Origin of the sequence: Lysobacter sp. Root604, from assembly GCF_001427505.1 — a bacterium.
In the GTDB taxonomy this organism is placed as follows: Bacteria; Pseudomonadota; Gammaproteobacteria; order Xanthomonadales; family Xanthomonadaceae; genus Lysobacter.
The window spans coordinates 1,744,543-1,768,690 of record NZ_LMGS01000001.1; the positions used below are offsets into that span (position 1 = coordinate 1,744,543).

The following is a 24,148-nucleotide window of genomic DNA, read 5'->3' on the forward strand; positions in this document are numbered from 1 at the left end:
CGCTACCGGGCCGCGACCCGCCGCGCATGCGCGGGGCCGCCGACCCGTCGTTCCCCTGCTACCGTTCTGGAGTCTGCATGCATCCCCACACCCCATTCCCGCGTCGGCATCGCGTCGGCGCCGTCTTGCTGACGCTGGCCTGCGTGGCCGGCCTGGCCGCCTGCAACCGCGGCCCCGCCGGCAGCGAGGCGCAGACAGCCAAGACCGCCGAGGCCGCGCCGGTGCCGCGTTACGACGCCAAGCTCAGCCTGGTCAACAACAACGGCAATCTGCGCTACGACGGCAACGTCGACAGCGAGGCCGCCAAGCAGGCGGTGATCGCCGCACTCGCCCACGCCTACGGCGCCGAACGGGTATCCGGCGACCTCGCCGTCGATCCCTACGCGCGCCCGGCCACCTGGGCCGCCAACCTGCCCAAGTTCGCCACCGCCTTCCAGCAGCCCGGCGCCGCGGTCAGTTTCCAGGGCCAGCGCATCGAGCTCAGCGGCCAGGTCGCCGAGGCCGATCGCGCCGCCCTTCTGGAACAGGCGCGCACGCTCTACCCCGGCTACGCCTACACCGGCCTGTTCGAGGGCGTGGGCGCGGGGCCGGCCAACGCCGCCCTCGCCGCGCTGGACAAGCAGGCCAGCGCCGCCGAGGTGGTCCGGGCCCTGAACCAGACCCCGATCGCGTTCGAAGGCGACAGCGCGCGCATCGCCGCCGCCAGCCTGGACGCCCTGGGCGATGCCGCCAAGGCCATCCAGGCCGCGCCCGCGCAGACCCGCGTGGAGATCTACGGCCCGCCCGGCGGCGGCGCCAGCGAGGAGGAGCAGGCGCTGTCCAAGGCGCGCGCGGAAGCGGTCAAGGTGCTGCTGGTCGTGAACGGCGTCAGCCCGGGCGCGATCGAGACCAAGGCCGCGGGACCCGACAGCGGGCGCGGCATCAGTTTCAAGCTGGTCAAATGACACGGCGGCCGGCAGCGCGGCGGCCGCCCCCGATTACGTAACCGGCCTCTCTCCAGGCCCTCGCCGGCGAGTTGTTTGCGCCGGCGTTTTTTTGGGCGGGGGACGGGAAAAGCAAATCCCCCTCAATCCCCCTTTTTCAAAGGGGGAAGACAAGCTAGCCCTTAAGAATCGGAGCAGCTTCCCTCTACTGAAGTAATCCAGCCGTTCCCCCCCCTTTGAAAAAGGGGGGCTAGGGGGGATTTGCTCTTCCCCAATGCTCGATCCAGTACACCCGATCCCGCAGCCGCCCTCCGCCGCTCTTCGCCGCAAACGAAACCACCGTCGCGATCAGGCCTGCGACAGGTCCCCTTCGCGGCCCTTCCGTTCCGCGGATTTGCCCCCATCTTCCGCACTCGATACGCTCTTCTGTTCGCCGTCGCCTCGGGCGCCGGCGCCCTCCCCCATTGCAGGCAAACGATGGCGCTGGATTTCATCCGCATCCGCGGCGCGCGGACGCACAACCTCAAGAACATCGACCTCGACCTTCCGCGCGACAAGCTGATCGTGATCACCGGCCTGTCCGGCTCCGGCAAGTCGTCGCTGGCGTTCGACACGATCTACGCCGAAGGCCAACGCCGTTACGTCGAGTCGCTGTCGGCGTATGCCAGGCAGTTCCTCAGCGTGATGGAGAAGCCCGATGTCGATCACATCGAAGGCCTGTCGCCGGCGATCTCGATCGAGCAGAAGTCGACCTCGCACAACCCGCGTTCGACGGTAGGCACGATCACCGAGATCTACGACTACCTGCGCCTGCTGTACGCGCGCGTGGGCTCGCCGCGCTGCCCGGACCACCACTATCCGCTGGAAGCGCAGACGGTCAGCCAGATGGTCGACCAGGTGATCGCGCTGGACCCGGAGCAACGCTACATGCTGCTGGCGCCGGTGGTGCGCGAGCGCAAGGGCGAGCACGCCCAGATCTTCGAGCAGCTGCGCGCGCAGGGCTATGTGCGCGTGCGCGTGGACGGCGCGCTGTACGAGATCGACGCGGTGCCGCCGCTGGCGCTGCGCGTGAAGCACACCATCGAGGCGGTGATCGACCGCTTCAAGCCGCGCGAGGACATCAAGCAGCGCCTGGCCGAATCCTTCGAGACCGCGCTCAAGCTCGGCGACGGCATGGCCCAGGTGATGTCGCTGGACAAGGCCGACGCCGCGCCGCTGCTGTTCTCGTCCAAGTACAGCTGCCCGGTCTGCGACTACTCGCTGCCGGAGCTGGAACCGCGCCTGTTCTCGTTCAACTCGCCGGTCGGCGCCTGCCCGACCTGCGACGGCCTGGGCGTGGCCCAGTTCTTCGATCCCTCGCGCGTGGTCGTGCATCCGGAGCTGTCGCTGTCGGCCGGTGCGGTGCGTGGTTGGGACCGCCGCAACGCCTACTACTTCCAGCTGATCCAATCGCTGGCCAAGCACTACAAGTTCGACGTCGACGCGCCCTGGCAATCGCTGTCCGAGAAGGCCCGCAACGCCGTGCTCTACGGCAGCGGCGACGAGCAGATCAACTTCAGCTACATCACCGAGAACGGCGGCCGCAGCCAGCGCAAGCATCGCTTCGAGGGCATCGTGCCCAACCTGGAGCGCCGCTACCGCGAGACCGAATCGGCCGCGGTGCGCGAGGAGTTGGCCAAGTACATCAGCGAGCGCGCCTGCACCGAATGCGGCGGCGCGCGCCTGAACCGCGCCGCGCGCAACGTATTCGTGGCCGAGCGCCCGCTGCCGGAACTGGTGGTGCTGCCCGTGGACGAGGCGCTGAGCTTCTTCAAGTCGCTCAACCTGCCGGGCTGGCGCGGCGAGATCGCCGTCAAGATCGTCAAGGAAATCGCCGACCGCCTGCGCTTCCTGGTCGATGTCGGCCTCGATTACCTGACCCTGGAGCGCAAGGCCGACTCGCTGTCCGGCGGCGAAGCCCAGCGCATCCGCCTGGCCAGCCAGATCGGCGCCGGCCTGGTCGGCGTGATGTACGTGCTGGACGAACCTTCGATCGGCCTGCACCAGCGCGACAACGAGCGCCTGCTGGGCACCCTGACCCGCCTGCGCGACCTCGGCAACACGGTGATCGTGGTCGAGCACGACGAGGACGCGATCCGCCTGGCCGACTACATCGTCGACATCGGCCCCGGCGCCGGCGTGCACGGCGGCGAGATCGTCGCCCAGGGCCTGTTCCCCGACATCCTCAAGGCCCCGCGCTCGCTGACCGGCCAGTACCTCAGCGGCAAGCGCCGGATCGAGATCCCCAAGACCCGCCACAAGCCCAATCCCAAGACCAGCCTGCATTTGCGCGGCGCCAGCGGCAACAACCTCAAGGACGTCGATCTGACCATCCCGTCGGGCTTGTTCACCGCCGTCACCGGCGTGTCCGGCTCGGGCAAGTCGACCCTGATCAACGACACCCTGTTCGCGATCGCGGCCAACGAGCTCAACGGCGCCTCGCACACGCCGGCGCCGTACAAATCGGTCGAGAACATCGAGCTGTTCGACAAGGTCGTGGACATCGACCAGTCGCCGATCGGGCGCACGCCGCGTTCCAACCCGGCCACCTACACCGGCCTGTTCACGCCGCTGCGCGAGTTGTTCGCGCAGGTGCCCGAAGCGCGTTCGCGCGGCTACTCGCCGGGCCGCTTCAGCTTCAACGTGCGCGGCGGCCGCTGCGAGGCCTGCCAGGGCGACGGCCTGATCAAGGTCGAGATGCACTTCCTGCCCGACGTGTACGTGCCCTGCGACGTGTGCGGCGGCAAGCGCTACAACCGCGAGACCCTGGAGATCCTCTACAAGGGCTACAACATCAACGACGTGCTGGAAATGACGGTCGAGGATGCGCTGGGTCTGTTCGAGGCGATCCCGGCGATCTCGCGCAAGCTGGAAACGCTGATGGACGTGGGCCTGAGCTACATCAAGCTGGGCCAAAGCGCGACCACCCTGTCCGGCGGCGAGGCGCAGCGCGTCAAGCTGTCCAAGGAACTCTCGCGCCGCGACACCGGGCGCACGCTGTACATCCTGGACGAGCCGACCACCGGCCTGCACTTCCACGACATCGAGCACCTGCTGGCGGTATTGCACCGCCTGCGCGACGACGGCAACACCGTGGTGGTGATCGAGCACAACCTGGACGTGATCAAGACCGCCGACTGGGTCATCGACCTGGGCCCGGAGGGCGGCCATCGCGGCGGCAGCATCCTCGCCACCGGCACGCCCGAGCAAATCGCCGCGCTGCCGCATTCGCACACCGGCCACTTCCTGGCGCCGCTGCTGGGCCTGGCGCCGGCCACGCGCACCATGCCCAAGCCCGCACGCAAGACGGCGGCCGCCGCCAAGCCCGCCGCGGCCAAGGGCAAGAAGAAGTCCGCCGCATGACCGAAACCACCGACACCGCCGCGCCCGTGCTGTTCCGCATGCCGATCGAGCTGCGCTGGCGCGATCTGGACGCGTTCAATCACGTCAACAACTCCAACTTCCTGACCTACCTCGAGGAAACCCGCATCCGCTGGTTCGCGAGCTGGGACGGCGAATGGGTCAGCGAGACCAACGCGCCGCTGCTGGCGGCCGTGCAGTTGAACTACCGGCTGCCCATTCCCTATCCGTCGGCGGTGGCGGTGGAGCTGTACACGCAGCGCGTGGGCAGCACCAGCCTGACCATCGGCCACCGCATCGTGGCCGAGGACGGCAGCGCGCTGTACTGCGACGGCCATGTGGTGGTGGTCTGGATCGACCGCGCCAGCGGCCGTCCCGTGCCGCTGCCGGCGGCGGTGTTGGAAGCGATCGAGCGCTGAGGCGCTCGCAGGCAGCGCACGGCGAACCCCTGGTCATCCGTCCTGCCAGCGGGCATAGCACGTTGGCGTTCGGTCGTGCACGAAGTGGCGGTTCGACAACGCGCGTCCGCATCCGTTGTCGACGGGAGATAGACGAGCGCGTTGTCGTCGTGGGCGGTGGCGATCAGCGCACCGGCGTTGCTTCAAGGCTTGCGCGCTTCCAGCTCGCCGCGCAGCACCCCGCCGCCCTTGAGCGCGAACTCCACCACCACCTTGCTGCCCGGCTTCAGCGACGCATGCGGCTGCATCAACATCAGATGCATGCCGCCGGGTTTGAGGGTGGCGTTGCCGTCGGGCGCGATCCGCAGTTCCGGCAGCGCGCGCATGCGGCTGATGCCGTCGACGATGCGGGTTTCGTGCAGCGAGGAGTCGCCGAAGGCCGGGCTGCTGACACCGACGATGGTGATCGGGGTCGGGCAGCGGTTCTCGATGCGGCCGAAGCCGGCCATCATCGGCATCTGCGCGGGCGGCAGGCGTACCCAGCCGTCGACGATGCGCGCGGTGCAGCCACGCGCCTGCGCCGACGGCGCGACGCACAGGGCGCACAGCAGCGCCAGAACGTGAAAGGCGGTGCGAGAACGGGGCGGCTTCATCGGCCTATGATAGCGCCTGAGCTTTCCGTCCCGAATCGCCGCGCAGGAGCGCCCATGAGCCTAGTCACCGCCACCACCCACGGCGAAATCGTCGAGTTGCAGCTGGCGCGCGCGCCGGTCAATGCGCTCAACCCCAGCCTCTGCCAGGACCTGCGCGCCGCGCTGGGCCAGGCGATCGCGGACGGCGCCCAAGGCATCGTGCTGTCCGGCGGCCCCAAGGTGTTCTCGGCCGGTCTGGACGTGCCGCATCTGTTGTCGCTGGGTGCGGACCGCGACGCGCTGATGGCCGCCTGGCAGGCCTTCTTCGACACCGCGCTGGCGCTGGCCGCCAGCCCGGTGCCAGTGGTGGCCGCGCTGGCCGGCCATGCCCCCGCCGGCGGCTGCGTGCTGGCGCTGTGCTGCGACTACCGCGTCATGGCCTCGGGCCCGTTCCGGATCGGCCTCAACGAAACCCAGGTCGGCCTGGTCGCGCCGGAAGGCATCCAGCGCCTGATGCGGCGCGTGGTCGGCAACTACCGCGCCGAGCGCCTGCTGGTCGCCGGCGAAATGCTGGACGCCGAACAGGCGCTGCAAGCGGGTCTGGTCGATGAGCTGACCGATATCGACAACGTCGCTACCCGCGCCCGGGTCTGGCTGGAGCACCTGCTGGCGCTGCCGCGTGCGGCGATGCTGCAGACGCGCTTGATCGCGCGCGCCGATCTGATCGAGGCGCTGCAACCGGAGTACATCCGTCTGCAGCACTTCATCGAGGCTTGGTATCAGCCTTCGACGCAGGGGGCGTTGCAGGCTTTGGTGGCGAGGTTGGGCAAATGATGATCGGGCGCGCCGTTGTGGTTGTGGCTTTGGCCGCATCGCCTGTAGCGATCGGCGATGCGGTGGCTCAGGAAAAGGCCAAGACGATCCGCTCGACGAGCTCGATCCTGTCAGCCGAATCCTGGGGCTGGGACGGCACCGATCAATGCAGTACTTCGCCCCAACGTATCCGCTTCTCCGAAGACGGAAAGCGGATGCACCTGTCGCAGTACGCGGAGGGCGAGAACGGCAAGCCAGGCAAGCGCATAGAGACGAGCTATACAGTCGGGGGGCAATCCGGAGACAGCCTGGCGATGGTCATGGACAACGAGACCCGCACCGATGATGCCGGCCGCAAGATCAGCTGGAACCTGATCCTGCTGGATGAGGAAAGCTACTGCTGGCAACGCAGCGACTGGGAGTCCACGGAATGCACGAAGCTGGTACGTCGTTGCGAGGTCGAGAGCAAGCCCTGACGCAGGCGCGACACCACGCAAACGTAGGGTGCGGTGATAACCGCACCGGCGCGTGGGCCCGGATGGTGCGATGGTGCGATGGTGCGATGGTGCGGTTCGCGTTCGCTCACCACACCCTACGGTCGTGGTGAGTTTGTCGGATCGTCTGCGTAGGCACCGCAAAGCAAATCCCCCTCAATCCGTCCGGCCAGCGGGCACAGCCCGCCGGCGTTCAGTCGCGCACGAACCTGCGGTTCGTAAACGCACGCCTTCACCCTTTTTCAAAGAGGGAAGACAAGCAGGGGCGAAGCAGGGGCTGGGGCTGAGGCTGGGTTTTAGGCTTCGCCGGTCGCGATCGGGCGCGAGGGATCGTCGATCCAGCCGCTCCACGAGCCGGTGAACAAGCCCGCGCCCGGCAGGCCGGCATGTTCCATCGCCAGCAGGTGATGGCAGGCGGTGACGCCGGAGCCGCACATCACCACGGTCTGTTGCGGCGCGTGCTCGCCCATCACCGCGGCGAAACCCTGCGCGAGTTCGCCGGCCGGCTTGAAACCGCCGTCCTGCAGGTTCTGCGCATACGGACGGTTGCGCGCGCCGGGCACGTGGCCGGCGACGCGGTCCAGCGGTTCGACGTCGCCGCGGAAGCGTTCGGCCGCGCGCGCGTCGATCAGCAGGCCACCGGCGTCGAGATGCGCGCGCACGGCATCGGCGTCCAGCAGGCGGTGCTGGTCGAAATTGCCCGGATAGCGGCTCGACTGCGGCGTCGGCACCATGGCGTCGGTCGGCAGACCGAGCGCGGTCCAGCGCTGCCAGCCGCCGTCGAGCACGGCCACGCGCCGATGCCCGAGCAGGCGCAGCAGCGCCCACAGGCGCGCCGCGGCCAGTGCGCCGTCGCCGTGGTCGTAGGCCACGACCTGGTCGTCGGGCGACACGCCCCAGCGCTCCAGGGTGGCCGTGAAGTCGGCGGCGTCGGGCCAGGGGTGGCGGCCGGCGTTGCGCTTGCGGTGATCGGACAGGTCGCGGTCCAGATGCGCGTAACGCGCGCCCGGGATATGCGCCTGCGCATACGCCGCGGGGCCGGCCTCGGGATCGCCCAGGCCGGAGCGCGCGTCGATCACGATCAGATCCTCGCGGCCCAGCTGCGCGGCCAGGTCCTGCGCGGACACCAGGGTGGTCCAGTCGGTCATGCGATCGCCTCCAGGCGTTGCCGCAGGTTCAACAGCATCGAGGCGGTCGCGCCCCAGATGCGCTGGTCCGGATAGCGGAACTCCAGCACCTGGCGCGCGCGGCCGCGGTAATCGAGGGTGTGCGTGGTCAGGTTGGCCGGATCCATCAGATAGGCCAGCGACACTTCGAACACATCCGCGACTTCGTTCGGGTCCGGCCGCGCCACGTAGTCGCGGTCTATCGTCGCCACCACCGGCAGCACGCGGAAGCCGGTGATGGTGGCGAGCGGATCGAGATAACCCAGCGGCGCGATCTGCGCCGGCGCCAGGCCGATCTCCTCGCCGGTTTCGCGGATCGCCGCGGCCACCGCGTCGGCGTCGGCGGTTTCGATGCGACCGCCGGGAAAGCTGACCTGGCCGCCATGCTGGCGCAGCGCATCGGTGCGGCGCGTAAGCAGCACGCGGGTGCCGTCCGCGCGCGGGACCAGGCCCACCAGCACCGCGGCGCGCGCGGGCTCGGCCTCGGGCAGCAGGCCGTGCAGTTCGTCCAGGTTCCAGGCGTCGCCGGCGGGCTCGCGGGCAAGGGGGTACAGCGCCTCGCGCAGCCGCGGATAGTCGATCGGATGATCGGGCGGCGACGCGCTCACCGGCGTCGCGACTCGCGGTCGGGCAGCACGTGTTCCATCAGCCGCAGACGCTCGTCGTCGTTCATCTGCGACCAACGCGCGATCTCGGCCGTGGTGCGGTGACAGCCTTCGCACAGGCCCTGCTCATCCAGCGTGCAAACGCCGATGCAAGGGCTTAGTACCGCACGAAATTGGAAGCTCATTCGCCACACCACCAAGCCGCGCATCCTCGCGCGACCGTCAGGGCGGCCGCAGGGGCCGCATCGCACCGGCCGTGGCCGGGTTCAACGCCCCGCCGGCGGAGCCGACGGGTGATTCGCAAACTACTCCGGCCAGGCCGGTGGACTGCTCAAAAAAGTTGCGCCGGCAGGGCCGGCGCAACCTGACAACTCAGCGATCGGCTTACTTGGTGCTGATCAGCTTGATTTCGAACTGCACCGCCACGTTCGGCGGGAACGGCGTGCGCGGATCGGCGCCGTAAGCGGACGCCGGCGGCAGGGTCACTTCCCACTTCGAACCGGTCGGCATCTGCAGCAGCACTTCGCGCATCGCGGCCATTTCGATCTCGCTGACCTTGATGGCGGGGATCGCCTGCGCCGGACGCGCCTGCGCCGGACGCTCGCCCCAAGCGTAGGGGCCCGCGACTTCCAGCTGCACGGTGTTGGTCTGGGTCGGCTTGGCGCCGGTGCCGACTTCGATCACGCGGTACTGCACGCCGCTGGGCAGGGTCTTCACGCCGGCCTTGGCCTTGTTCTGGGCCAGGTAGGTGTCGCTCTTGGTCTTGTTCTCGGCGGCGGCCTTTTCCCACTCGGCCTTGGCCTTGTCCTGCTGGCGCTTCTGCATGTTCTGCACGGCGGTGCGCAGCTGGTCGACCGGCACCGACGGCTGCTTCTTGCCGTAACCGTCCTGCAGGCCCTTGATGATGGTGTTCACATCGACCTGCTCGCCGCTTTCGACGGCGTTGCGGCCGAGGTCGTAGCCCAGCGCGTAGCTGAGCTTGCCTTTCTCGGACGAAGTGTCCTGCGCGACGGCGTTGCCGGCGGTCAGAGCCAGGGCCGCGATGGCGGCGGCAGCAATCAAACGCAACTTCATTCGTTGGAATCTCCGTAATGACACGGGGCGGATAAGACCGCCCCGATAGAAAGGCCCATCGGGTCGTATGCCCCCAGATGGACGGGGTAGGATAGCGGCCGCAAGGCTTAACCGCCACTGACATCCCGGGCTCTGACCCCGCGGACGCCTCGGAGTTCCTGCCTGGCGGCCGTGCCCTTCCCTACAGATACCTATTCATATGTCCTCATCGCCCCTGCTGACCACCGACCGCGGCGCCGTTCGCGTGATCGCCGTCAACCGCCCCGACAAGCTGAACGCCCTGAACGCGCAGACCCTGGACGCGCTGTACCAGGCCTTCGAGGCCGCGGCCGCCGATCCGGCGGTGCGCTGCGTGGTTCTGACCGGCAGCGGCCCCAAGGCCTTCGTGGCCGGCGCCGATATCTCGGAGATGAACGGCCTGACCCCGGTCCAGGGCCGCGATTTCTCGCTGCGCGGGCAGAAGCTGATGCGCCGGATCGAGAAGATGCCCAAGCCGGTGATCGCGATGGTCAACGGCTTCGCCCTCGGCGGCGGCCTGGAGCTGGCGATGGGCTGCCACCTGCGCATCGCCGCCGACAGCGCCAAGGTCGGCCAGCCCGAGATCAACCTCGGCCTGATCCCCGGCTTCGGCGGCACCCAGCGCCTGCTGCGCCTGGCCGGCCGCGCCGCGACCCTGGAGCTGTGCCTGGTCGGCACGCCCATCGACGCCGAACGTGCGCGCCAGCTGGGCATCGTCAATCGCGTGGTGCCGGCGGCCGAACTGGAGGCCGAGACCTTCAAGCTCGCCGAACAACTGGCCGCGTCCGCGCCGCTGGCGCTGCGCGGCGTGCTGGACTGCGTCGCGGTCGGCGGCGAGTGCGGCATCGAGGAAGGCCTGGAATACGAGACCGCGCAGTTCGGCCTGATGTTCGCCACCGACGACATGCGCGAAGGCACGACCGCCTTCCTGGAACGCCGCAAGCCGGTGTTCTCCGGCACGTGAGCGCGGCGGCGCCCTGCCGCTGCGGTTGCGCCGACGCCACCGCTGCGGGCACGCACGCGATCGCGATCGCGCTGGCGAGCGACGATCTCGATTGCGCGCTCGCTTTGGGCCTGCTCGACTGCGCCCCTTGCCAACACTGCACGACGCAATGCCGTGCCGACGTGATCGCCGCACGCGATGCGCGCCGCAACGCGCTCGCCGCGCGGGCGCGCTATCGCGCACGCAACGCGCGCCTGGCGCAGCGCGCGCAGGAGCGCGCGGCGCAACGCGCCGGCGCACGTGCGCAGATCGAGGCGACGCCGCTAGAAGTCGCCGCGTCCGGAAGCGCGGCGCCGGCGGCAGCCGCACCGGTGGCGCGCTCGGCCCTGCCCACGGCGGCGGCGGCGGCGTTGGCGCGCGCGAAGGCCAAGGCCGCGGAGCGCCAGAAGCCGTGAGCCCCGCACGCAAGCCCATGCCCGCCGCCGGCAAACGCGGAGCGAGCAAGAACGCCGCCGGCGCGGGCACGAAGGCGCCTGCCAAGACCAAGCCCAAGGCGGCCAAGCGCGTCGCCCGTCTCGGCGCGGCCGAAGCCGAGGAGATGTTCGCCCGGCTCAAGGCGCTCAACCCCACGCCGACCACCGAGCTCGAATACAGCACGCCGTACGAGTTGCTGGTCGCGGTGGCGCTGTCGGCGCAGGCCACCGATGTCGGCGTCAACAAGGCCACCCGCAAACTGTTCCCGGTCGCGAACACGCCGCAGGCGATCGTCGCGCTGGGGGTCGAAGGGTTGAAGCCCTATATCGCCACGATCGGCTTGTACAACACCAAGGCCGCCAACGTGGTCGCGCTGTCGCAGCGCCTGCTGGACGAGCATGCCGGCGAGGTGCCGCGCGAGCGCGCCGCGCTGGAGGCCCTGCCCGGGGTCGGTCGCAAGACCGCCAACGTGGTGCTCAACACCGCCTTTGGCGAGCCGACCATGGCGGTGGACACCCACATCTTCCGGGTCGCCAACCGCACCGGCCTGGCGCCCGGCAAGACCGTGCGCGCGGTCGAGGACGGCCTGCTCAAAAGTGTGCCTCCGGCCTACCTTCAGGACGCGCACCACTGGCTGATCCTGCACGGACGTTACGTCTGCAAGGCACGAAAACCCGACTGCCCGCACTGCGCGATCCGCGACCTTTGCCGCTATCCGGACAAGACCCCAGGCGAGCCGGAGCCCGTCGCAGCTTGATTTGCGTGGATCGGCGGGCCTGGGCGGGAGCGCCTGCGCGACCGTCATCCACCGGTCATGGCAGCGAAATAAGTCAGTCCTGTCATATTTACGCAACTTTCACACCCTAGCCTGCGCGGCATCCAACCACGCCCTAGGGCCCCGCCATGAAACTCTCCCGCAGCACCCTGTCCGTCGCGCTGCTCGCCGCGCTCGTCGCTCCGGCCGCGCACGCCGAGGTCGCCCTCGACGTGATCGGCAACTCCGAAGTCAGCTTCGAAGGCCTGCTCCAGGCCGACTACTACAGCTACGGCAACGACCTCAAGAACCTCAACGTCGACGCCCCGGACGGCACGGACTCGGACAACGAACTGCGTCGCGCCGAGCTGGTGCTGAAGGGCAAGGGTCCGGGCAACTTCGAGTGGGTGCTGGGCTACGACGCCAAGGACGACAAGTTCCTCGACGCCAACGTCAAGTACAAGTTCGGCAACAACGCCAACCACTTCATCCAGGTCGGCCAGTTCAAGCAGCCCAACAGCATGGAAGAGCTGTCCTCGACGAAGAACAACGACTTCGTCGCCAAGGGCTCGATCACCAACACCTTCGGCATCGCGCGCCGCGTCGGCGTCGGTTACTACTACGGCGACGTCAACTGGGGCGTCAACGCCACCTATTTCAGCCGCGAGCTGACCCGCAACCGCAAGCACGGCAACGGCTTCGGCCTGCGCGGCACCTGGGCGCCGATCCTGGACGCCGGCAACATCCTGCACTTCGGCCTGTCGCACGTCGATTACGACGCCGACCTCGGCGGCACCGCGGCGCTCAACACCGGCGATACGGTTTCGTTCAGCGCCCGTCCGCTGGCCGACATCTCGCAGACCCTGGTCAGCACCGGCAGCATCACCCGCTCCGACCGCGTCGCCACCACCGGCTTCGAAGGCCTGTGGGTGCACGGCCCGTTCAAGCTGCAGGGCGAGTACATGAAGACCAGCGTCAAGCGCTACGGCACGGCGCAGGACGTGGACTTCGACGGCGGCTACATCAGCGGCCTGTGGAACATCACCGGCGAAACCTGGACCTACAAGTCCGGCGCCCCGGTCACCGGCCTGCCGGATAACCCCGCCTCGGGCATGTGGCAGCTGGGCCTGCGCTACGACACGATCGACCTCAACGACGGCAGCGGCAACCTCACCACCGGCGCCACCACCGGCGTGCTCGGCGGCGAGCAGGACGCGTGGACCCTGGGCGTGAACTGGTACTGGCGTTCGAACTTCAAGTTCATGCTGAACTACGTCAAGGTCGACAGCAGCAAGTGGGTCGGCGGCACCACCCGTCGCTACGTCGACGACAACCCGAACATCACCGAAGTCCGCATGCAGTTCTACTGGTAAGTCGTAGCGCTCTCTCTCCCCCACTGGCTGTACCTTCGCGAATCGCCTCGGGGCGCGGCCACCGCCGCGCCCCTTTTTGCGTCCGCATTCCGGCCCCGCCAGCGGCCATGCGTGTCAGCCACATGTCGGATGTCACCGACCTGTCACATAGCCGACCCGCGACTGTCATCGAACCGTTATGAAATGCGCCCAGAGCGGGTCAATGCCCGCCGTCTCTCTCCAGGAGCCCTCCGTGTTCAAGTCCATCCGCTTCCGCCTGGCCGCACTCGCGCTCGCGACTGCGTTCGTCGCCAACGCTCAGGCCGCCGACGTCACCGGCGCCGGCGCGTCCTTCGTCTATCCCATCATGTCCAAGTGGTCGGCCGACTACGCCAAGGCGACCCAGAAAAAGGTCAACTACCAGTCGATCGGCTCCGGCGGCGGCATCGCCCAGATCAAGGCCGCGACCGTGGACTTCGGTTCCTCCGACGCGCCGATGAAGCCCGACGAGCTGGCCAAGTTCGGCCTGGCCCAGTTCCCGTCGGTGATCGGCGGCGTGGTGCCGGTGATCAACGTGCCGGGCGTGGCCTCGGGCGCGCTCAAGCTCGACGGCGACACCCTGGCCAAGATCTTCCTCGGCAAGATCACGATGTGGAACGACCCGGCCATCGTCGCCCTCAACGGCGGCGTGCAGCTGCCGGCCAAGAAGATCACCGTCGTGCACCGCTCGGACGGCTCGGGCACCACCTTCAACTTCGTCAACTACCTGTCCAAGGTCAGCGCCGAGTGGAAGAGCTCGGTCGGCGAAGGCACCGCGGTCAAGTGGCCGGTCGGTATCGGCGGCAAGGGCAACGAAGGCGTGGCCGCTTACGTCAAGCAGATCCAGGGCGGCATCGGCTACGTCGAGCTGTCCTACGCGCTGCAGAACAAGATGGCCTACTCGCGCCTGAAGAACGCCGCCGGCAACTACGTGCTGCCCAGCGACGAGACCTTCCAGGCCGCCGCCGCCAGCGCCGATTGGGCCAGCGCCAAGGACTTCTACCTGGTGATGACCAATGCCCCGGGCGAGAAGTCCTGGCCGATCACCGCGACCAACTTCATCCTGATGTACAAGCAGCCCAAGAACGCCGCCGGCGCCAAGAACGCCAAGGAATTCTTCCGCTGGGCCTACGCCAACGGCGACGCCCAGGCCAAGGCCCTGGACTACGTGCCGCTGCCGGACGCGCTGGTCAAGCAGATCGAGACCTATTGGTCGGCGAACATGAACTACTGATCCTGACGAGGATCGGCTTGCAAGGAACGGGCCTTCGGGCCCGTTCTGCGTTTCGGGGGGAGAATTCTTCGTCTGGCGGCCGGCCCTCACCCCAACCCCTCTCCCGCAAGCGGGAGAGGGGCTTCATGCGTAGGGCCTTGGATTCCCTTCTCCCGCTCGCGGGAGAAGGTGCCCGAAGGGCGGATGAGGGCCCGGGACGAGGTTGGAGCCGCGCCCGCGCGCCGGGCCCTCACCCCTCTCCCCGCAGGCGGGTGATGCTCCCCACGCAGGGCTTTTTGACACCGCCCTCACCGCCCTCCGACGCCCCGCCCCACTCTGCCGGCCCCGCCGCTGCGATCTTTCAGGCTTTCACTACAAATTCGTTACCGAACGATGTCATAGCGCTGTAACAAAAAGATCATCAAATGGCGCAGCCCCGCCGGCCAGTCTCGTCGGCACCCTCATGGAGTTGCGCATGAAATCGTCGCCGGCCCGCATCGCCGCCCTTTCCCTCGCCCTGACGCTGGCCGTGGCCGCGTGCAAGCCCGGCGCCGACGCCCCCAAGGCGGCCGCCGACGGCGCCGCGCCCACCGACACCGCCGCTGCGGCCGGCGACAAGACCGCCGCCATGATCACCGGCGCGGGCGCGACCTTCATCTACCCGCTGCTGTCGAAGTGGTCGGACGACTACAACAAGGCCACCGGCGCCAAGGTCAACTACCAGTCGATCGGTTCCGGCGGCGGCATCGCCCAGATCAAGGCCGGCACCGTCGACTTCGGTTCCTCCGACAAGCCGCTGTCGGCCGAGGAACTCGCGGCCGCGGGCCTGGGCCAGTTCCCGTCGGCGATCGGCGGTGTGGTGCCGGTGGTCAACGTCGAAGGCCTGGAACCCGGCAAGCTGCGCCTGACCGGCCCCGTGCTGGCCGACATCTTCCTCGGCACCGTCACGATGTGGAACGACCCGGCGATCGCCGCGATCAATCCGGGTACCGCGTTGCCGGCGACCAAGATCAACATCGTCCACCGCTCCGACGGCTCGGGCACCACCTTCAACTTCGTCAACTACCTGGCCAAGGTCAGCCCGACCTGGAAGAGCAAGGTCGGCGAAGGCACCTCGGTGCAGTGGCCCGGCGGCGTCGGCGGCAAGGGCAACGAAGGCGTGGCCTCGTACGTGAAGCAGATCAAGGGTTCGATCGGCTACGTCGAGCTGTCCTACGCGCTGCAGAACAAGATGGGTTACGCGCAGTTGCAGAACGCCTCGGGCAACTTCGTCCAGCCGAGCGCCGAGTCCTTCCAGGCCGCCGCCGCCAGCGCCGACTGGGCCAACGCCAAGGACTTCAACCTGGTGATCACCAACGCCAGCGGCGCCGACGCCTGGCCGATCACCGCGACCAATTTCATCCTGATGTACAAGCAGCCCAAGGACGCCAAGCGCAGCGCCGACACCCGCGCCTTCTTCAAGTGGGCGTTCGAAAACGGCCAGGCCCAGGCCAGCGCGCTGGACTACGTGCCGCTGCCGCCGGAGCTGGTGAAGCAGGTAGAGGCCTATTGGGCGGCGGAGTTCAAGTGAGGTCGCGGCCCGCGCCCGCGGTTGCGGGCGCGGCTTTGCCGGAACGTCATCCCCGCGAAAGCCGGCTCCGCTTCACTTCGGCGGAGCCGAACATCCAGTGACTTAAGCGCGTCGTACCGAACCGCACACCGCTCCAAGCCCCACCACCCCACGCGCCCCACGGACCCTCGATCGCAATGAACGCGACCACCCTCCCCGCAGTACCGCTAGCGCGCGACCACGCCGACGCGCGCAACGATCGTCTGTTCCGTTACGTCCTCACCGCGACCGTGGTCTTCGTCCTGATCGCGCTCGCCGGCGCGGCGCTGTCGATGCTCTGGGGCGGCCGCGCCGTGCTGGCCAAGGAAGGCATCGACTTCTTCATCACCGCCGAGTGGAACCCGGTGGAGGACCAATACGGCGCGCTGGTTCCGATCTACGGCACCATCGTCACCGCGCTGATCGCGATGCTGATCGCAGTGCCGGTCAGCTTCGGCATCGCCTTCTTCCTGACCGAGGTCGCGCCGCGCTGGGCACGCGGCCCGATCGGCACGGCGATCGAACTGCTGGCCGGCATCCCCTCGATCATCTACGGCATGTGGGGCCTGTTCGTGCTGGTCCCGGTGATGACCGAATACGTGACCCCGTGGCTCAACGACAACCTCGGCACCTGGCCGGTGATCGGCCCGCTGTTCCAGGGCCCGCCGCTGGGCATCGGCATGCTCACCGCCGGCATCGTGCTGGCGATCATGGTGATCCCCTTCATCTCCTCGGTGATGCGCGAAGTGTTCCTGACCGTGCCGACCCGGCTCAAGGAATCGGCCTACGCGCTGGGCTCGACCAAGTGGGAAGTCAGCTGGGACATCGTCCTGCCCTACACCCGTTCGGCGGTGATCGGCGGCGTCTTCCTCGGCCTCGGCCGCGCCCTGGGCGAGACCATGGCGGTGGCCTACGTGATCGGCAACAGCGTCAACTTCTCGGTGTCGCTGCTCGAACCGGGCACCACCATCGCCGCGGTCATCGCCAACGACTTCGGCGAAGCCACCGAAACCTACCGCTCGGCGCTGCTGCTGCTGGGCTTCGTGCTGTTCATCGTCACCTTCGCGGTACTGGCCGTGGCCCGGCTGATGCTGATGCAACTCTCGCGCAAGGAGGGCAACTGATGGCCGCCGTCACCCCGCAGATGCGCGCCGCCGACGCGCTCTACCGCCGTCGTCGCATCGGCAACGCGGTCGCTATCGTGGCCGCCTGCGCCGCCGCCGCGTTCGGCCTGTTCTTCCTGGGCTGGATCCTGTGGACCCTGGTCGCCAAGGGCATAGGCGGCATCAACTGGGCGCTGTTCACCCAGATGACGCCGCCGCCGCAGCAGGAAGGCGGCCTGCTCAACGCCTTCTTCGGCAGCGCGGTGATGTGCACGATCGCGATCCTGATCGGCACCCCGCTCGGCATCGCCGCCGGCACCTGGCTGGCCGAGTACGGCAACGCGCGCAAGTTCGGCACCGTGGTGCGCTTCGTCAACGACATCCTGCTGTCGGCGCCGTCGATCGTGCTGGGCTTGTTCATCTACTCGCTGGTGGTGGCGCAGATGGGCCAGTTCTCGGCCGTGGCCGGCGCCCTGGCGCTGGCCTTCATCGTGCTGCCGGTGGTGGTGCGCACCACCGACGAGATGCTGCGGCTGGTGCCCAGCCAGATGCGCGAAGCCGCATTGTCGCTGGGCGTGCCGCAGTGGAAGGTGATCGTGCAGGTGCTGTATCGCAGCGCCTCGGCCGGCATCGTCACCGGCATCCTGCTGGCGCTGGCGCGCATCTCCGGCGAAACCGCGCCGCTGCTGTTCACCGCGCTGAGCAATCAGTACTGGAGCATGGACATCTTCCGCGAGATGGCCAGTGTGCCGGTCACGATGAACAACTTCGCCAACAACCCGGACGCGAACTGGAACACCATCGCCTGGGCCGGCGCCCTGGTCCTGACCTGCTTCGTCCTCTTCGTCAGCCTGTTCGCGCGGACCGTGATCCTGCGCAAGCGAATCTCCAATGACTGACCTCACCCTTCGCAACCTAGACCGGACTCCGGCCATGAACGACGCCCGCCTCAATCTCGCCACGCCCGAGCGGGAGAGCACTGCCGCCGCCCCGGCGCCGGTCAAGCTCGCCGCGCGCGGGCTGGATTTCTACTACGACAAGTTCCATGCGCTCAAAAGCATCAACCTGGAGATCCCCGAGAAGCAGGTCACCGCGCTGATCGGCCCCTCCGGTTGCGGCAAGTCGACGCTGCTGCGCATCTTCAACCGCATCTACGCGCTGTATCCGAAACTGGAAGCGCGCGGCGAAGTGTTGCTGGACGGCGACAACATCCTCGACCCCAAGTACCCGATGAACCGCCTGCGCAGCAAGGTCGGCATGGTGTTCCAGAAGCCGGTGCCGTTCCCGATGACCATCTTCGAGAACGTCGCCTACGGCATCCGCCACCACGAGAAGCTGTCGAAGTCGGAGATGAACGACCGCGTCGAGCACGCCCTGCGCCAGGGCGCGCTGTGGGACGAGGTCAAGGACAAGCTAGGCCAGAGCGCGCTGGGCCTGTCCGGCGGCCAGCAGCAGCGCCTGTGCATCGCGCGCGCGGTCGCGCTGCGCCCGGACGTGCTGCTGCTGGACGAACCGACCTCGGCGCTGGACCCGATCTCCACCAGCCGCATCGAGCAGTTGGTCGAGGAGCTCAAGAAGGAATACACGATCGCGATCGTGACCCACAACATGCAGCAGGCCGCGCGCGTATCGGACTTCACCGCCTTCATGTACCTGGGCGACCTGATCGAGCACGGCCCGACCGAAACCATCTTCTCCAAGCCGAGCAAGCAGCAGACCGAGGATTACATCACGGGACGTTTCGGCTGATACCGCTTTGAGCCCCTCTCCCGCTCGCGGGAGAGGGGTTGGGGTGAGGGCACGCAGGACGCAGGTCGCATCGTTAACCGGGCCAGGAGGCCCTCATCCGCCCTTCGGGCACCTACTCCCGCCCGCGGGAGAAGGGAAGCGCACACAGGACACTTATATGAGCACCCACATGCACGACCACATCGTCAAGAGCTACGACGACGAGCAGCGCCGCCTGCTCGACGAAACCCTGCGCATGGGCGAGATGGCCGCGTCCCAGCTCGAAGCCGCGCTCGACGTGGTCGAACGCCGCGACGACAAGGCCGCCGAGCGCATCATCGCCAACGACGAGGCGATCGACGCGCTGGAGCAGGAAATCAGCCACGACGTGATGAAGCTGGCGCTGCGCGGGCCGATGGCGCGCGACCTGCGCGAGATCCTGGCCGCGATCCGCATCGCCTCCGACATCGAACGCGTCGGCGACTACGCCGCCAACGTCGCCAAGCGCTCCACCGCGCTGAACCTGTCGCCGCCGCTGCCGCACATCGCCGGCCTGCATGCGCTGGGCACGCTTGCGGTCAAGCAGCTGCGCGACGTGCTGTCCGCCTACCGCGAGAACGACGTCGAGCTGGCCCAGCGCGTGCGCGCGCGCGACGCCGAGATCGACACCGCCTACACCGGCCTGTTCCGCGAGCTGCTGACCTACATGATGGAGGACGCGCGCAGCATCACCCCCTGCACGCACCTGCTGTTCATGGCCAAGAACATCGAGCGCATCGGCGACCACGCCACCAACATCGCCGAGAACGTCTGGTTCCTGGTCAAGGGCGAGGAGTTGCTGCCGCCACGCGAGAAGCGCGACGACACCAACACCACGGGCGCGCTCTGAGCGCCCCTGCTCGGCCGCGCGACCGCGTGGGCCGGGTCGCGGCGCCCGCACCGGGCGCCGCAGCGGTACGCTGCAGCGCAGCAAATCTGCAAACGTTTTCAGCGTTCGCTAACTGAACGCAAACCCAACATATCCGGCAAGACCGCCTCCGCCGCGAACCGTTTGCCGTAACCCCTAACTCTTGGTACATGTCCGTAGCGCCCCGCTACGGTCTGGTAGCAAGGATTCGGAGGGATACGAAGGGCATGAGCGTTTCGATGGTCCATGGCGATTTGGCAGCGGCCCGTTCGGGCGACCGCGACGCGCTCGAGCGCGTGCTGGTGCGTTCGCGCCAGGACCTGCGTCGCTACGCCGAATTCCACTGCGTCATCAACGACGTCGAGGACGCTGTCCAGGAAACCCTGATCACGGTCTCGCGCAAGCTGCGCGACCTGCGCTCGCTGGAGTGCTTCGTCTCCTGGACCTTCCGCATCGTCAAGCGCGAATGCAACCGGCTCAAGCGCGGCATGCGCCTGCTGACCGGCGACGCGATCACCGAGAACATAATGCCGGTGGTGTTGCCCGACCCCTGCGAGTGGCGCCACGACGTCGCCGCCGCGCTGGAGTCGCTGCCCGCTCACTACCGCCAAGTCGTGCTGCTGCGCGATCTGGAAGGCCTGAGCATCGCCGAAATGGCCGCGCGCCTGTCGCTCACCCGCGAAGCGGTCAAGGCGCGCCTGCACCGCGCGCGCGCGCTGGCGCGAGAATATCTGGATCCATGAACAGTTTTCACACGCGGAACCGGGCACACTGCGCCGGCTTCCGCCCCGACTTTTTAACCGGCGGGCCTGCCCCGTCATCATCGCCAACGTAATGGAGAGCAAGCGCATGTCCAAGCAGATCAAGAAACCCGTCGCCCTCGCGCTAGGTGCCGCCCTGGTCGGCGGCCTCAGCCTGTCCGCGTCCGCCTTCGCCATGAGCGACCTCTCGCAGGGTTACCTGCTCGGCGCCCAGCAGGCGCAGACGGCCGAGAAGGCCGCCGATGCCAAGGCCACCGACGCCAAGGCCGCGGAAGGCAAGTGCGGCGCCGACAAGAAGCATGCCGAAGGCAGCTGTGGCGCCGACAAGGACAAGAAGCACGCCGAAGGCAGCTGCGGCGCCGACAAGGACAAGAAGGCCGCCGAAGGCAAGTGCGGTGAAGGCAAGTGCGGCGCCGACAAGGACAAGAAGAAGGCCGCCGAGGGCAAGTGCGGCGAAGGCAAGTGCGGCGCCGACAAGGACAAGAAGAAGGCCGCCGAAGGCAAGTGCGGCGAAGGCAAGTGCGGTGGCTCGGTCTGAGCCACGCAGCATGGACGGCGTGCGTCCGCTGAACGCGGACGCCGTCGGCCTCGGTTTGCGGCGGGCCCTGCTGGGCCCGCTGCGATCGGCTGCGGCCACCGATTTCGATTTCCTCGAGCTCGCGCCCGAGAACTGGATCGGCGTCGGCGGGCGCTACGGCGACGCCCTGGGCGAACTCGCCGCTCGCCACCCGCTGGTCTGCCACGGCCTGTCGCTGTCGCTGGGCGGCACCGAACCCTTGGACGAGACCTTCCTGACCCGGGTCCGGCGCTTTCTGGACCAGCACCAGGTCCGCCTGTACAGCGAACACTTGAGCTACTGCAGCGACGACGGCCATCTCTACGACCTGCTGCCGATCCCGTTCACCGAGGAAGCGGTGCATCACGTGGCCGCGCGCATCCGTCAGACCCAGGACATCGTCGGCCGCCGCATCGCGCTCGAGAACACTTCGACCTACGCCACCCCACACCAGGAGATGAGCGAGATCGATTTCACCAACGCGGTGCTGGCCGAGGCCGACTGCGAGCTGCTGCTCGACGTCAACAACGTCTACGTCAACTCGATCAACCACCGCTACGACGCGAGCGCGTTCCTGGCCGCGCTGCCGGGCGAACGCATCGCCTATATCCATGTCGCCGGCCACTACGACGAGGCCGACGATCTCAAGATCGACACCCACGGCGCGCCGGTCAAGGACGCGGTGTGGTCGCTGCTGGGCGAGGCCTACCGCCGCTTCGGCGCGCGCCCGACCCTGCTGGAGCGCGATTTCAATTTCCCGCCCTATGCCGAACTCGTGAGCGAGCTCGACACCGTGCGCGCGGTCCTGCGCGAGCACGCGCCCGCCGCCGCGCGCCAGGCCCATGGCTGAGCCGCGCAGTCAGGCGCCCGCGCGGCTGCGCGCGCAGCAGTTCGAACTGACCCGCCACCTGCGCGATCCGCAGGCCAGCCCCGCGCCGGCCGGCATCGAGGAACGCCGCCTGGAGGTCTATCGCGGGCTGCTGTTCAACAACATCGAAGGCCTGCTGGCCGGCAACTTCCCGGTCATCCACGAGCTGCTGGGCGAGCAACGCTGGACCGCGCTGGTGCGCGATTTCTTCCGCGACCACCGCTGCCGTACGCCGCTGTTCCCCGAGCTTGCGCGCGAATTCCTGCGCTACCTCGAGGATCGCGAGGACCTCGCCCCCGCGTTCCTGACCGAGCTGGCGCATTACGAATGGGTCGAGCTGGCCCTGCAGCTGTCGGACGCCGGCCTGGATGCGTCCACGATCGACCCTCAGGCCGATCTGCTCGACGGCGTGCCGGCGCTGTCGCCGCTGGCCTGGCCGCTGGCCTACGCCTGGCCGGTGCACCGCATCGGCCCCGCGTTCCAGCCCGAAGCGCCGCCACCGCAACCGACCCTGCTGCTGTTGCGGCGCGAGGCCGACGGCGAGGTGCGGTTCTCCGAACTCAGTCCGCTGGCCTATCGCCTGGTCGAACGCTTGGGCGAAGCGCCCGAACTCAGCGGCCGCGAGCAGTTGCGCGCGCTCGCCGCCGAGGCCGGCAGCGACGACATCGACGCCTTCGTCGCCCAGGGCCGCGCCTTGCTCGAGCAGATGCGCGCCAGCGGCGTGGTCCCTGGCGTGCTCGCGAACCGTTCGGCCTGATCTGCGCCTCTGTAGGGAAAGCGCTGGCGGTACCAGCGCGTTGCCTGCCGGAGCACGCCATGCCATTCCTCTCCCGCTGCGCCCATGCGCTGCGCGATCGCCTAGAAGGCCTGGGCGCCTGGACCGCCCCGCTGGGCCTGCGCCTGGTCCTGGCCTGGGAGTTCTACGAATCCGGACGCGAGAAACTGCAGGGGCAGAACTGGTTCGCCGAGGTCATGGCCGCGTTCCCGTTTCCGTTCGACCGTATTCCCGCCGACTTGAGCTGGTCCCTGGCGACCTGGTTCGAACTGCTGGGCGGCATCGCCCTGCTGATCGGCCTGGGCACGCGCTTCTTCGCCGCCTCCCTGTTCGTGCTGACCGTGGTCGCGATCGCGGCTGTGCATTGGCCGCAGGACTGGATGGGCCTGAGCCAGCTCGCCCAGGGCTACGCGATCACCGACCAGGGCGCCGGCAACTACAAACTGCCGCTGCTGTTCCTGGCGATGCTGTGGCCGCTGATCCTGCGCGGCCCGGGTCGCCTCAGCGTCGATGCGCTGATCGAGCGCGCGCTGCGCCTCGCGCCGGCGCAGGCGCGCAACGACGCCCTGGGTTGGGGCGCCGGCCTGCTGCTGTTCGGCACGGTCGCGGCGATGCTGCTGCCCCTGCCGGGCCTGGTTCTGGCCGCGGTCGGCCTCGTCCTGTTGACGGCTAGCCGACTGCGTCCGCACACGCGTTAACGCCCCGCCCCGCCGGCCTCTTCCCGCTTGCGAGAGGCGGCGGGGCGCGGGCACCGCAGCAGCCCCGTCACCGCCGTCTGCTAGGCTTTCCGCATGATCGACGCCGGCCTCGCCCCCCAAACCGCCCCCACTCCGCCCCGCCTGTGCAACCGTTTCCGCGGCTTCCTGCCGGTCGTGGTGGACGTGGAAACCGGCGGTTTCGACTGGAACCGCCACGCCCTGCTCGAGATCGCCGTGGTGCCCCTGGAACTGGACGACCAAGGCCTGCTGTACCCCGGTACCACCTTCAGCGCGCACGTGGTGCCGGCGCTGGGGACCGAGATCGACCCCAAGTCGCTGGAGGTCACCGGCATCGACATCGACCACCCATTCCGCGACGCCAAGCCCGAGCGGGTCGCGCTCGAAAACGTGTTCGCGCCGGTGCGCGAGGCGATCAAGCGCCACGCCTGCCAGCGCGCGATCCTGGTCGGCCACAACGCCCATTTCGACCTCAATTTCCTCAACGCCGCGGTCGCGCGCAGCGGCCACAAGCGCAATCCCTTCCACCCTTTCAGCGTGTTCGACACCGTGACCCTGGGCGGCCTGGCCTACGGTCAGACCGTGCTCGCACGCGCGGTCCAGGCCGCAGGCTTCGAATGGAACGCCGAGGAAGCGCATTCGGCGGTCTACGACGCCGAACGCACCGCGCAGCTGTTCTGCAAGGTGGTCAATGCGTGGCCGCGCAACTGAGTCACGCGGCGGCGCGTCCTGAACCGCTCGCATAGACCCGCAAGCCGCGCCGCATGCCTGTCGCAGCCCGACCCTATCTGTGGATGCCCGGCCAAGGCCCCGACGCCGAAGCGCTAGAGCGCTTGCGCGAACGCAGGC

At 68.4% G+C, this 24,148-nt stretch carries 24 protein-coding genes and 1 pseudogene; 21 read left to right on the forward strand and 4 right to left on the reverse strand.

Annotation, left to right across the window (positions count from 1 at the left end):
• The first annotated feature begins 77 nt into the window (after positions 1 to 77).
• The 3 genes from ASD69_RS07765 (at position 78) to ASD69_RS07775 (ending at position 4,741) form a co-directional block, all read left to right on the forward strand.
• Positions 78 to 944, forward strand: coding sequence for an OmpA family protein (locus ASD69_RS07765; protein WP_162250625.1), 867 nt, complete (start codon positions 78 to 80; stop codon positions 942 to 944).
• A 456-nt stretch (positions 945 to 1,400) separates the two neighbouring features.
• Positions 1,401 to 4,325, forward strand: coding sequence for an excinuclease ABC subunit UvrA (gene uvrA, locus ASD69_RS07770; protein ID WP_056175950.1), 2,925 nt, complete (start codon positions 1,401 to 1,403; stop codon positions 4,323 to 4,325).
• Entirely contained in the window at positions 4,322 to 4,741 is a 420-nt protein-coding gene (locus ASD69_RS07775) for a thioesterase family protein (RefSeq protein ID WP_056175956.1), read from the forward strand. Before uvrA ends, ASD69_RS07775 begins: the two co-directional genes overlap by 4 nt.
• 182 nt (positions 4,742 to 4,923) lie before the next feature.
• Here ASD69_RS07775 and ASD69_RS07780 read toward each other — a convergent pair whose 3' ends face one another.
• Positions 4,924 to 5,373, reverse strand: a complete 450-nt coding sequence (locus ASD69_RS07780) for a copper chaperone PCu(A)C (protein WP_056175959.1) — start codon at positions 5,371 to 5,373, stop codon at positions 4,924 to 4,926.
• Positions 5,374 to 5,427: 54 nt separating this feature from the next.
• Between ASD69_RS07780 and ASD69_RS07785 the strand changes: the two genes are divergently transcribed.
• Both ASD69_RS07785 and ASD69_RS07790 read left to right on the forward strand, forming a co-directional pair.
• Entirely contained in the window at positions 5,428 to 6,186 is a 759-nt protein-coding gene (locus ASD69_RS07785) for an enoyl-CoA hydratase/isomerase family protein (protein WP_056175963.1), read from the forward strand.
• Entirely contained in the window at positions 6,183 to 6,641 is a 459-nt protein-coding gene (locus ASD69_RS07790; RefSeq protein ID WP_056175966.1) for a hypothetical protein, read from the forward strand. The genes ASD69_RS07785 and ASD69_RS07790 overlap by 4 nt, the downstream gene beginning before the upstream one ends.
• A 314-nt stretch (positions 6,642 to 6,955) precedes the next feature.
• On the opposite strand, the gene ASD69_RS07795 is transcribed toward ASD69_RS07790, so the two are convergent.
• The 3 genes and pseudogenes from ASD69_RS07795 to ASD69_RS07810 form a co-directional block, all read right to left on the reverse strand.
• Positions 6,956 to 7,807, reverse strand: a complete 852-nt coding sequence (locus ASD69_RS07795; RefSeq protein WP_056175969.1) for a sulfurtransferase — start codon at positions 7,805 to 7,807, stop codon at positions 6,956 to 6,958.
• Positions 7,804 to 8,639 (reverse strand): annotated as a pseudogene (locus ASD69_RS07800) (DUF1289 domain-containing protein). The gene ASD69_RS07795 and the pseudogene ASD69_RS07800 overlap by 4 nt, the downstream one beginning before the upstream one ends.
• 175 nt (positions 8,640 to 8,814) lie before the next feature.
• Positions 8,815 to 9,504, reverse strand: coding sequence for an FKBP-type peptidyl-prolyl cis-trans isomerase N-terminal domain-containing protein (locus ASD69_RS07810; protein WP_056175978.1), 690 nt, complete (start codon positions 9,502 to 9,504; stop codon positions 8,815 to 8,817).
• A gap of 199 nt (positions 9,505 to 9,703) precedes the next feature.
• On the opposite strand from ASD69_RS07810, the gene ASD69_RS07815 reads away from it, so the two are divergent.
• The 16 genes from ASD69_RS07815 (at position 9,704) to rnt (ending at position 24,010) form a co-directional block, all read left to right on the forward strand.
• Positions 9,704 to 10,486, forward strand: a complete 783-nt coding sequence (locus tag ASD69_RS07815; protein ID WP_056175981.1) for an enoyl-CoA hydratase-related protein — start codon at positions 9,704 to 9,706, stop codon at positions 10,484 to 10,486.
• Between the two features lie 59 nt (positions 10,487 to 10,545).
• Positions 10,546 to 10,920 carry a hypothetical protein gene (locus ASD69_RS07820; RefSeq protein WP_082576364.1) on the forward strand — a complete coding sequence of 125 codons (375 nt, stop codon included), beginning with the start codon at positions 10,546 to 10,548 and terminating at the stop codon, positions 10,918 to 10,920.
• Positions 10,921 to 11,063: 143 nt separating this feature from the next.
• On the forward strand, positions 11,064 to 11,696 hold the full coding sequence (gene nth / locus ASD69_RS07825) for an endonuclease III (RefSeq protein ID WP_056176723.1): 633 nt from the start codon (positions 11,064 to 11,066) through the stop codon (positions 11,694 to 11,696).
• Between the two features lie 146 nt (positions 11,697 to 11,842).
• Entirely contained in the window at positions 11,843 to 13,066 is a 1,224-nt protein-coding gene (locus ASD69_RS07830; protein WP_056175987.1) for an OprO/OprP family phosphate-selective porin, read from the forward strand.
• 232 nt (positions 13,067 to 13,298) lie between these two features.
• Positions 13,299 to 14,318, forward strand: a complete 1,020-nt coding sequence (gene pstS / locus ASD69_RS07835; RefSeq protein WP_162250626.1) for a phosphate ABC transporter substrate-binding protein PstS — start codon at positions 13,299 to 13,301, stop codon at positions 14,316 to 14,318.
• 454 nt (positions 14,319 to 14,772) lie between these two features.
• Positions 14,773 to 15,867 (forward strand): phosphate ABC transporter substrate-binding protein PstS, encoded by a 1,095-nt coding sequence (pstS, locus tag ASD69_RS07840; RefSeq protein ID WP_056176726.1) that lies wholly within the window; start codon positions 14,773 to 14,775, stop codon positions 15,865 to 15,867.
• A gap of 176 nt (positions 15,868 to 16,043) precedes the next feature.
• On the forward strand, positions 16,044 to 17,009 hold the full coding sequence (pstC, locus tag ASD69_RS07845) for a phosphate ABC transporter permease subunit PstC (protein WP_056175992.1): 966 nt from the start codon (positions 16,044 to 16,046) through the stop codon (positions 17,007 to 17,009).
• A gap of 20 nt (positions 17,010 to 17,029) precedes the next feature.
• Positions 17,030 to 17,887 carry a phosphate ABC transporter permease PstA gene (pstA, locus tag ASD69_RS07850; RefSeq protein WP_056176729.1) on the forward strand — a complete coding sequence of 286 codons (858 nt, stop codon included), beginning with the start codon at positions 17,030 to 17,032 and terminating at the stop codon, positions 17,885 to 17,887.
• Between the two features lie 34 nt (positions 17,888 to 17,921).
• Positions 17,922 to 18,737, forward strand: coding sequence for a phosphate ABC transporter ATP-binding protein PstB (gene pstB / locus ASD69_RS07855; RefSeq protein ID WP_056175996.1), 816 nt, complete (start codon positions 17,922 to 17,924; stop codon positions 18,735 to 18,737).
• Between the two features lie 157 nt (positions 18,738 to 18,894).
• Positions 18,895 to 19,605, forward strand: a complete 711-nt coding sequence (phoU, locus tag ASD69_RS07860) for a phosphate signaling complex protein PhoU (protein WP_056175999.1) — start codon at positions 18,895 to 18,897, stop codon at positions 19,603 to 19,605.
• 245 nt (positions 19,606 to 19,850) lie between these two features.
• Entirely contained in the window at positions 19,851 to 20,366 is a 516-nt protein-coding gene (locus tag ASD69_RS07865) for an RNA polymerase sigma factor (protein WP_056176002.1), read from the forward strand.
• 106 nt (positions 20,367 to 20,472) lie between these two features.
• A complete protein-coding gene (locus tag ASD69_RS07870) occupies positions 20,473 to 20,922 on the forward strand; it encodes a hypothetical protein (RefSeq protein WP_056176732.1) in 450 nt (149 codons plus the stop codon).
• A gap of 10 nt (positions 20,923 to 20,932) precedes the next feature.
• Entirely contained in the window at positions 20,933 to 21,790 is an 858-nt protein-coding gene (locus ASD69_RS07875) for a DUF692 domain-containing protein (RefSeq protein ID WP_056176005.1), read from the forward strand.
• A complete protein-coding gene (locus ASD69_RS07880; RefSeq protein WP_056176008.1) occupies positions 21,783 to 22,565 on the forward strand; it encodes a putative DNA-binding domain-containing protein in 783 nt (260 codons plus the stop codon). The genes ASD69_RS07875 and ASD69_RS07880 overlap by 8 nt, the downstream gene beginning before the upstream one ends.
• Positions 22,566 to 22,624: 59 nt before the next feature.
• Positions 22,625 to 23,281 (forward strand): DoxX family protein, encoded by a 657-nt coding sequence (locus ASD69_RS07885; protein ID WP_056176011.1) that lies wholly within the window; start codon positions 22,625 to 22,627, stop codon positions 23,279 to 23,281.
• A gap of 93 nt (positions 23,282 to 23,374) precedes the next feature.
• Positions 23,375 to 24,010, forward strand: coding sequence for a ribonuclease T (gene rnt, locus ASD69_RS07890; RefSeq protein WP_056176014.1), 636 nt, complete (start codon positions 23,375 to 23,377; stop codon positions 24,008 to 24,010).
• Positions 24,011 to 24,148: the final 138 nt, after the last annotated feature.

What these genes read in the sequence shown, in the direction of transcription:
- ASD69_RS07765 (WP_162250625.1), top strand. Translation starts at nt 78, where the DNA reads ATGCATCCCCACACCCCATTCCCGCGTCGGCATCGCGTCGGCGCCGTC.
- uvrA (WP_056175950.1), top strand. Translation starts at nt 1,401, where the DNA reads ATGGCGCTGGATTTCATCCGCATCCGCGGCGCGCGGACGCACAACCTC.
- ASD69_RS07775 (WP_056175956.1), top strand. Translation starts at nt 4,322, where the DNA reads ATGACCGAAACCACCGACACCGCCGCGCCCGTGCTGTTCCGCATGCCG.
- ASD69_RS07780 (WP_056175959.1), bottom strand. Translation starts at nt 5,373, where the DNA reads ATGAAGCCGCCCCGTTCTCGCACCGCCTTTCACGTTCTGGCGCTGCTG.
- ASD69_RS07785 (WP_056175963.1), top strand. Translation starts at nt 5,428, where the DNA reads ATGAGCCTAGTCACCGCCACCACCCACGGCGAAATCGTCGAGTTGCAG.
- ASD69_RS07790 (WP_056175966.1), top strand. Translation starts at nt 6,183, where the DNA reads ATGATGATCGGGCGCGCCGTTGTGGTTGTGGCTTTGGCCGCATCGCCT.
- ASD69_RS07795 (WP_056175969.1), bottom strand. Translation starts at nt 7,807, where the DNA reads ATGACCGACTGGACCACCCTGGTGTCCGCGCAGGACCTGGCCGCGCAG.
- ASD69_RS07810 (WP_056175978.1), bottom strand. Translation starts at nt 9,504, where the DNA reads ATGAAGTTGCGTTTGATTGCTGCCGCCGCCATCGCGGCCCTGGCTCTG.
- ASD69_RS07815 (WP_056175981.1), top strand. Translation starts at nt 9,704, where the DNA reads ATGTCCTCATCGCCCCTGCTGACCACCGACCGCGGCGCCGTTCGCGTG.
- nth (WP_056176723.1), top strand. Translation starts at nt 11,064, where the DNA reads ATGTTCGCCCGGCTCAAGGCGCTCAACCCCACGCCGACCACCGAGCTC.
- ASD69_RS07830 (WP_056175987.1), top strand. Translation starts at nt 11,843, where the DNA reads ATGAAACTCTCCCGCAGCACCCTGTCCGTCGCGCTGCTCGCCGCGCTC.
- pstS (WP_056176726.1), top strand. Translation starts at nt 14,773, where the DNA reads ATGAAATCGTCGCCGGCCCGCATCGCCGCCCTTTCCCTCGCCCTGACG.
- pstC (WP_056175992.1), top strand. Translation starts at nt 16,044, where the DNA reads ATGAACGCGACCACCCTCCCCGCAGTACCGCTAGCGCGCGACCACGCC.
- pstA (WP_056176729.1), top strand. Translation starts at nt 17,030, where the DNA reads ATGCGCGCCGCCGACGCGCTCTACCGCCGTCGTCGCATCGGCAACGCG.
- pstB (WP_056175996.1), top strand. Translation starts at nt 17,922, where the DNA reads ATGAACGACGCCCGCCTCAATCTCGCCACGCCCGAGCGGGAGAGCACT.
- phoU (WP_056175999.1), top strand. Translation starts at nt 18,895, where the DNA reads ATGAGCACCCACATGCACGACCACATCGTCAAGAGCTACGACGACGAG.
- ASD69_RS07865 (WP_056176002.1), top strand. Translation starts at nt 19,851, where the DNA reads ATGAGCGTTTCGATGGTCCATGGCGATTTGGCAGCGGCCCGTTCGGGC.
- ASD69_RS07870 (WP_056176732.1), top strand. Translation starts at nt 20,473, where the DNA reads ATGTCCAAGCAGATCAAGAAACCCGTCGCCCTCGCGCTAGGTGCCGCC.
- ASD69_RS07875 (WP_056176005.1), top strand. Translation starts at nt 20,933, where the DNA reads ATGGACGGCGTGCGTCCGCTGAACGCGGACGCCGTCGGCCTCGGTTTG.
- ASD69_RS07880 (WP_056176008.1), top strand. Translation starts at nt 21,783, where the DNA reads ATGGCTGAGCCGCGCAGTCAGGCGCCCGCGCGGCTGCGCGCGCAGCAG.
- ASD69_RS07885 (WP_056176011.1), top strand. Translation starts at nt 22,625, where the DNA reads ATGCCATTCCTCTCCCGCTGCGCCCATGCGCTGCGCGATCGCCTAGAA.
- rnt (WP_056176014.1), top strand. Translation starts at nt 23,375, where the DNA reads ATGATCGACGCCGGCCTCGCCCCCCAAACCGCCCCCACTCCGCCCCGC.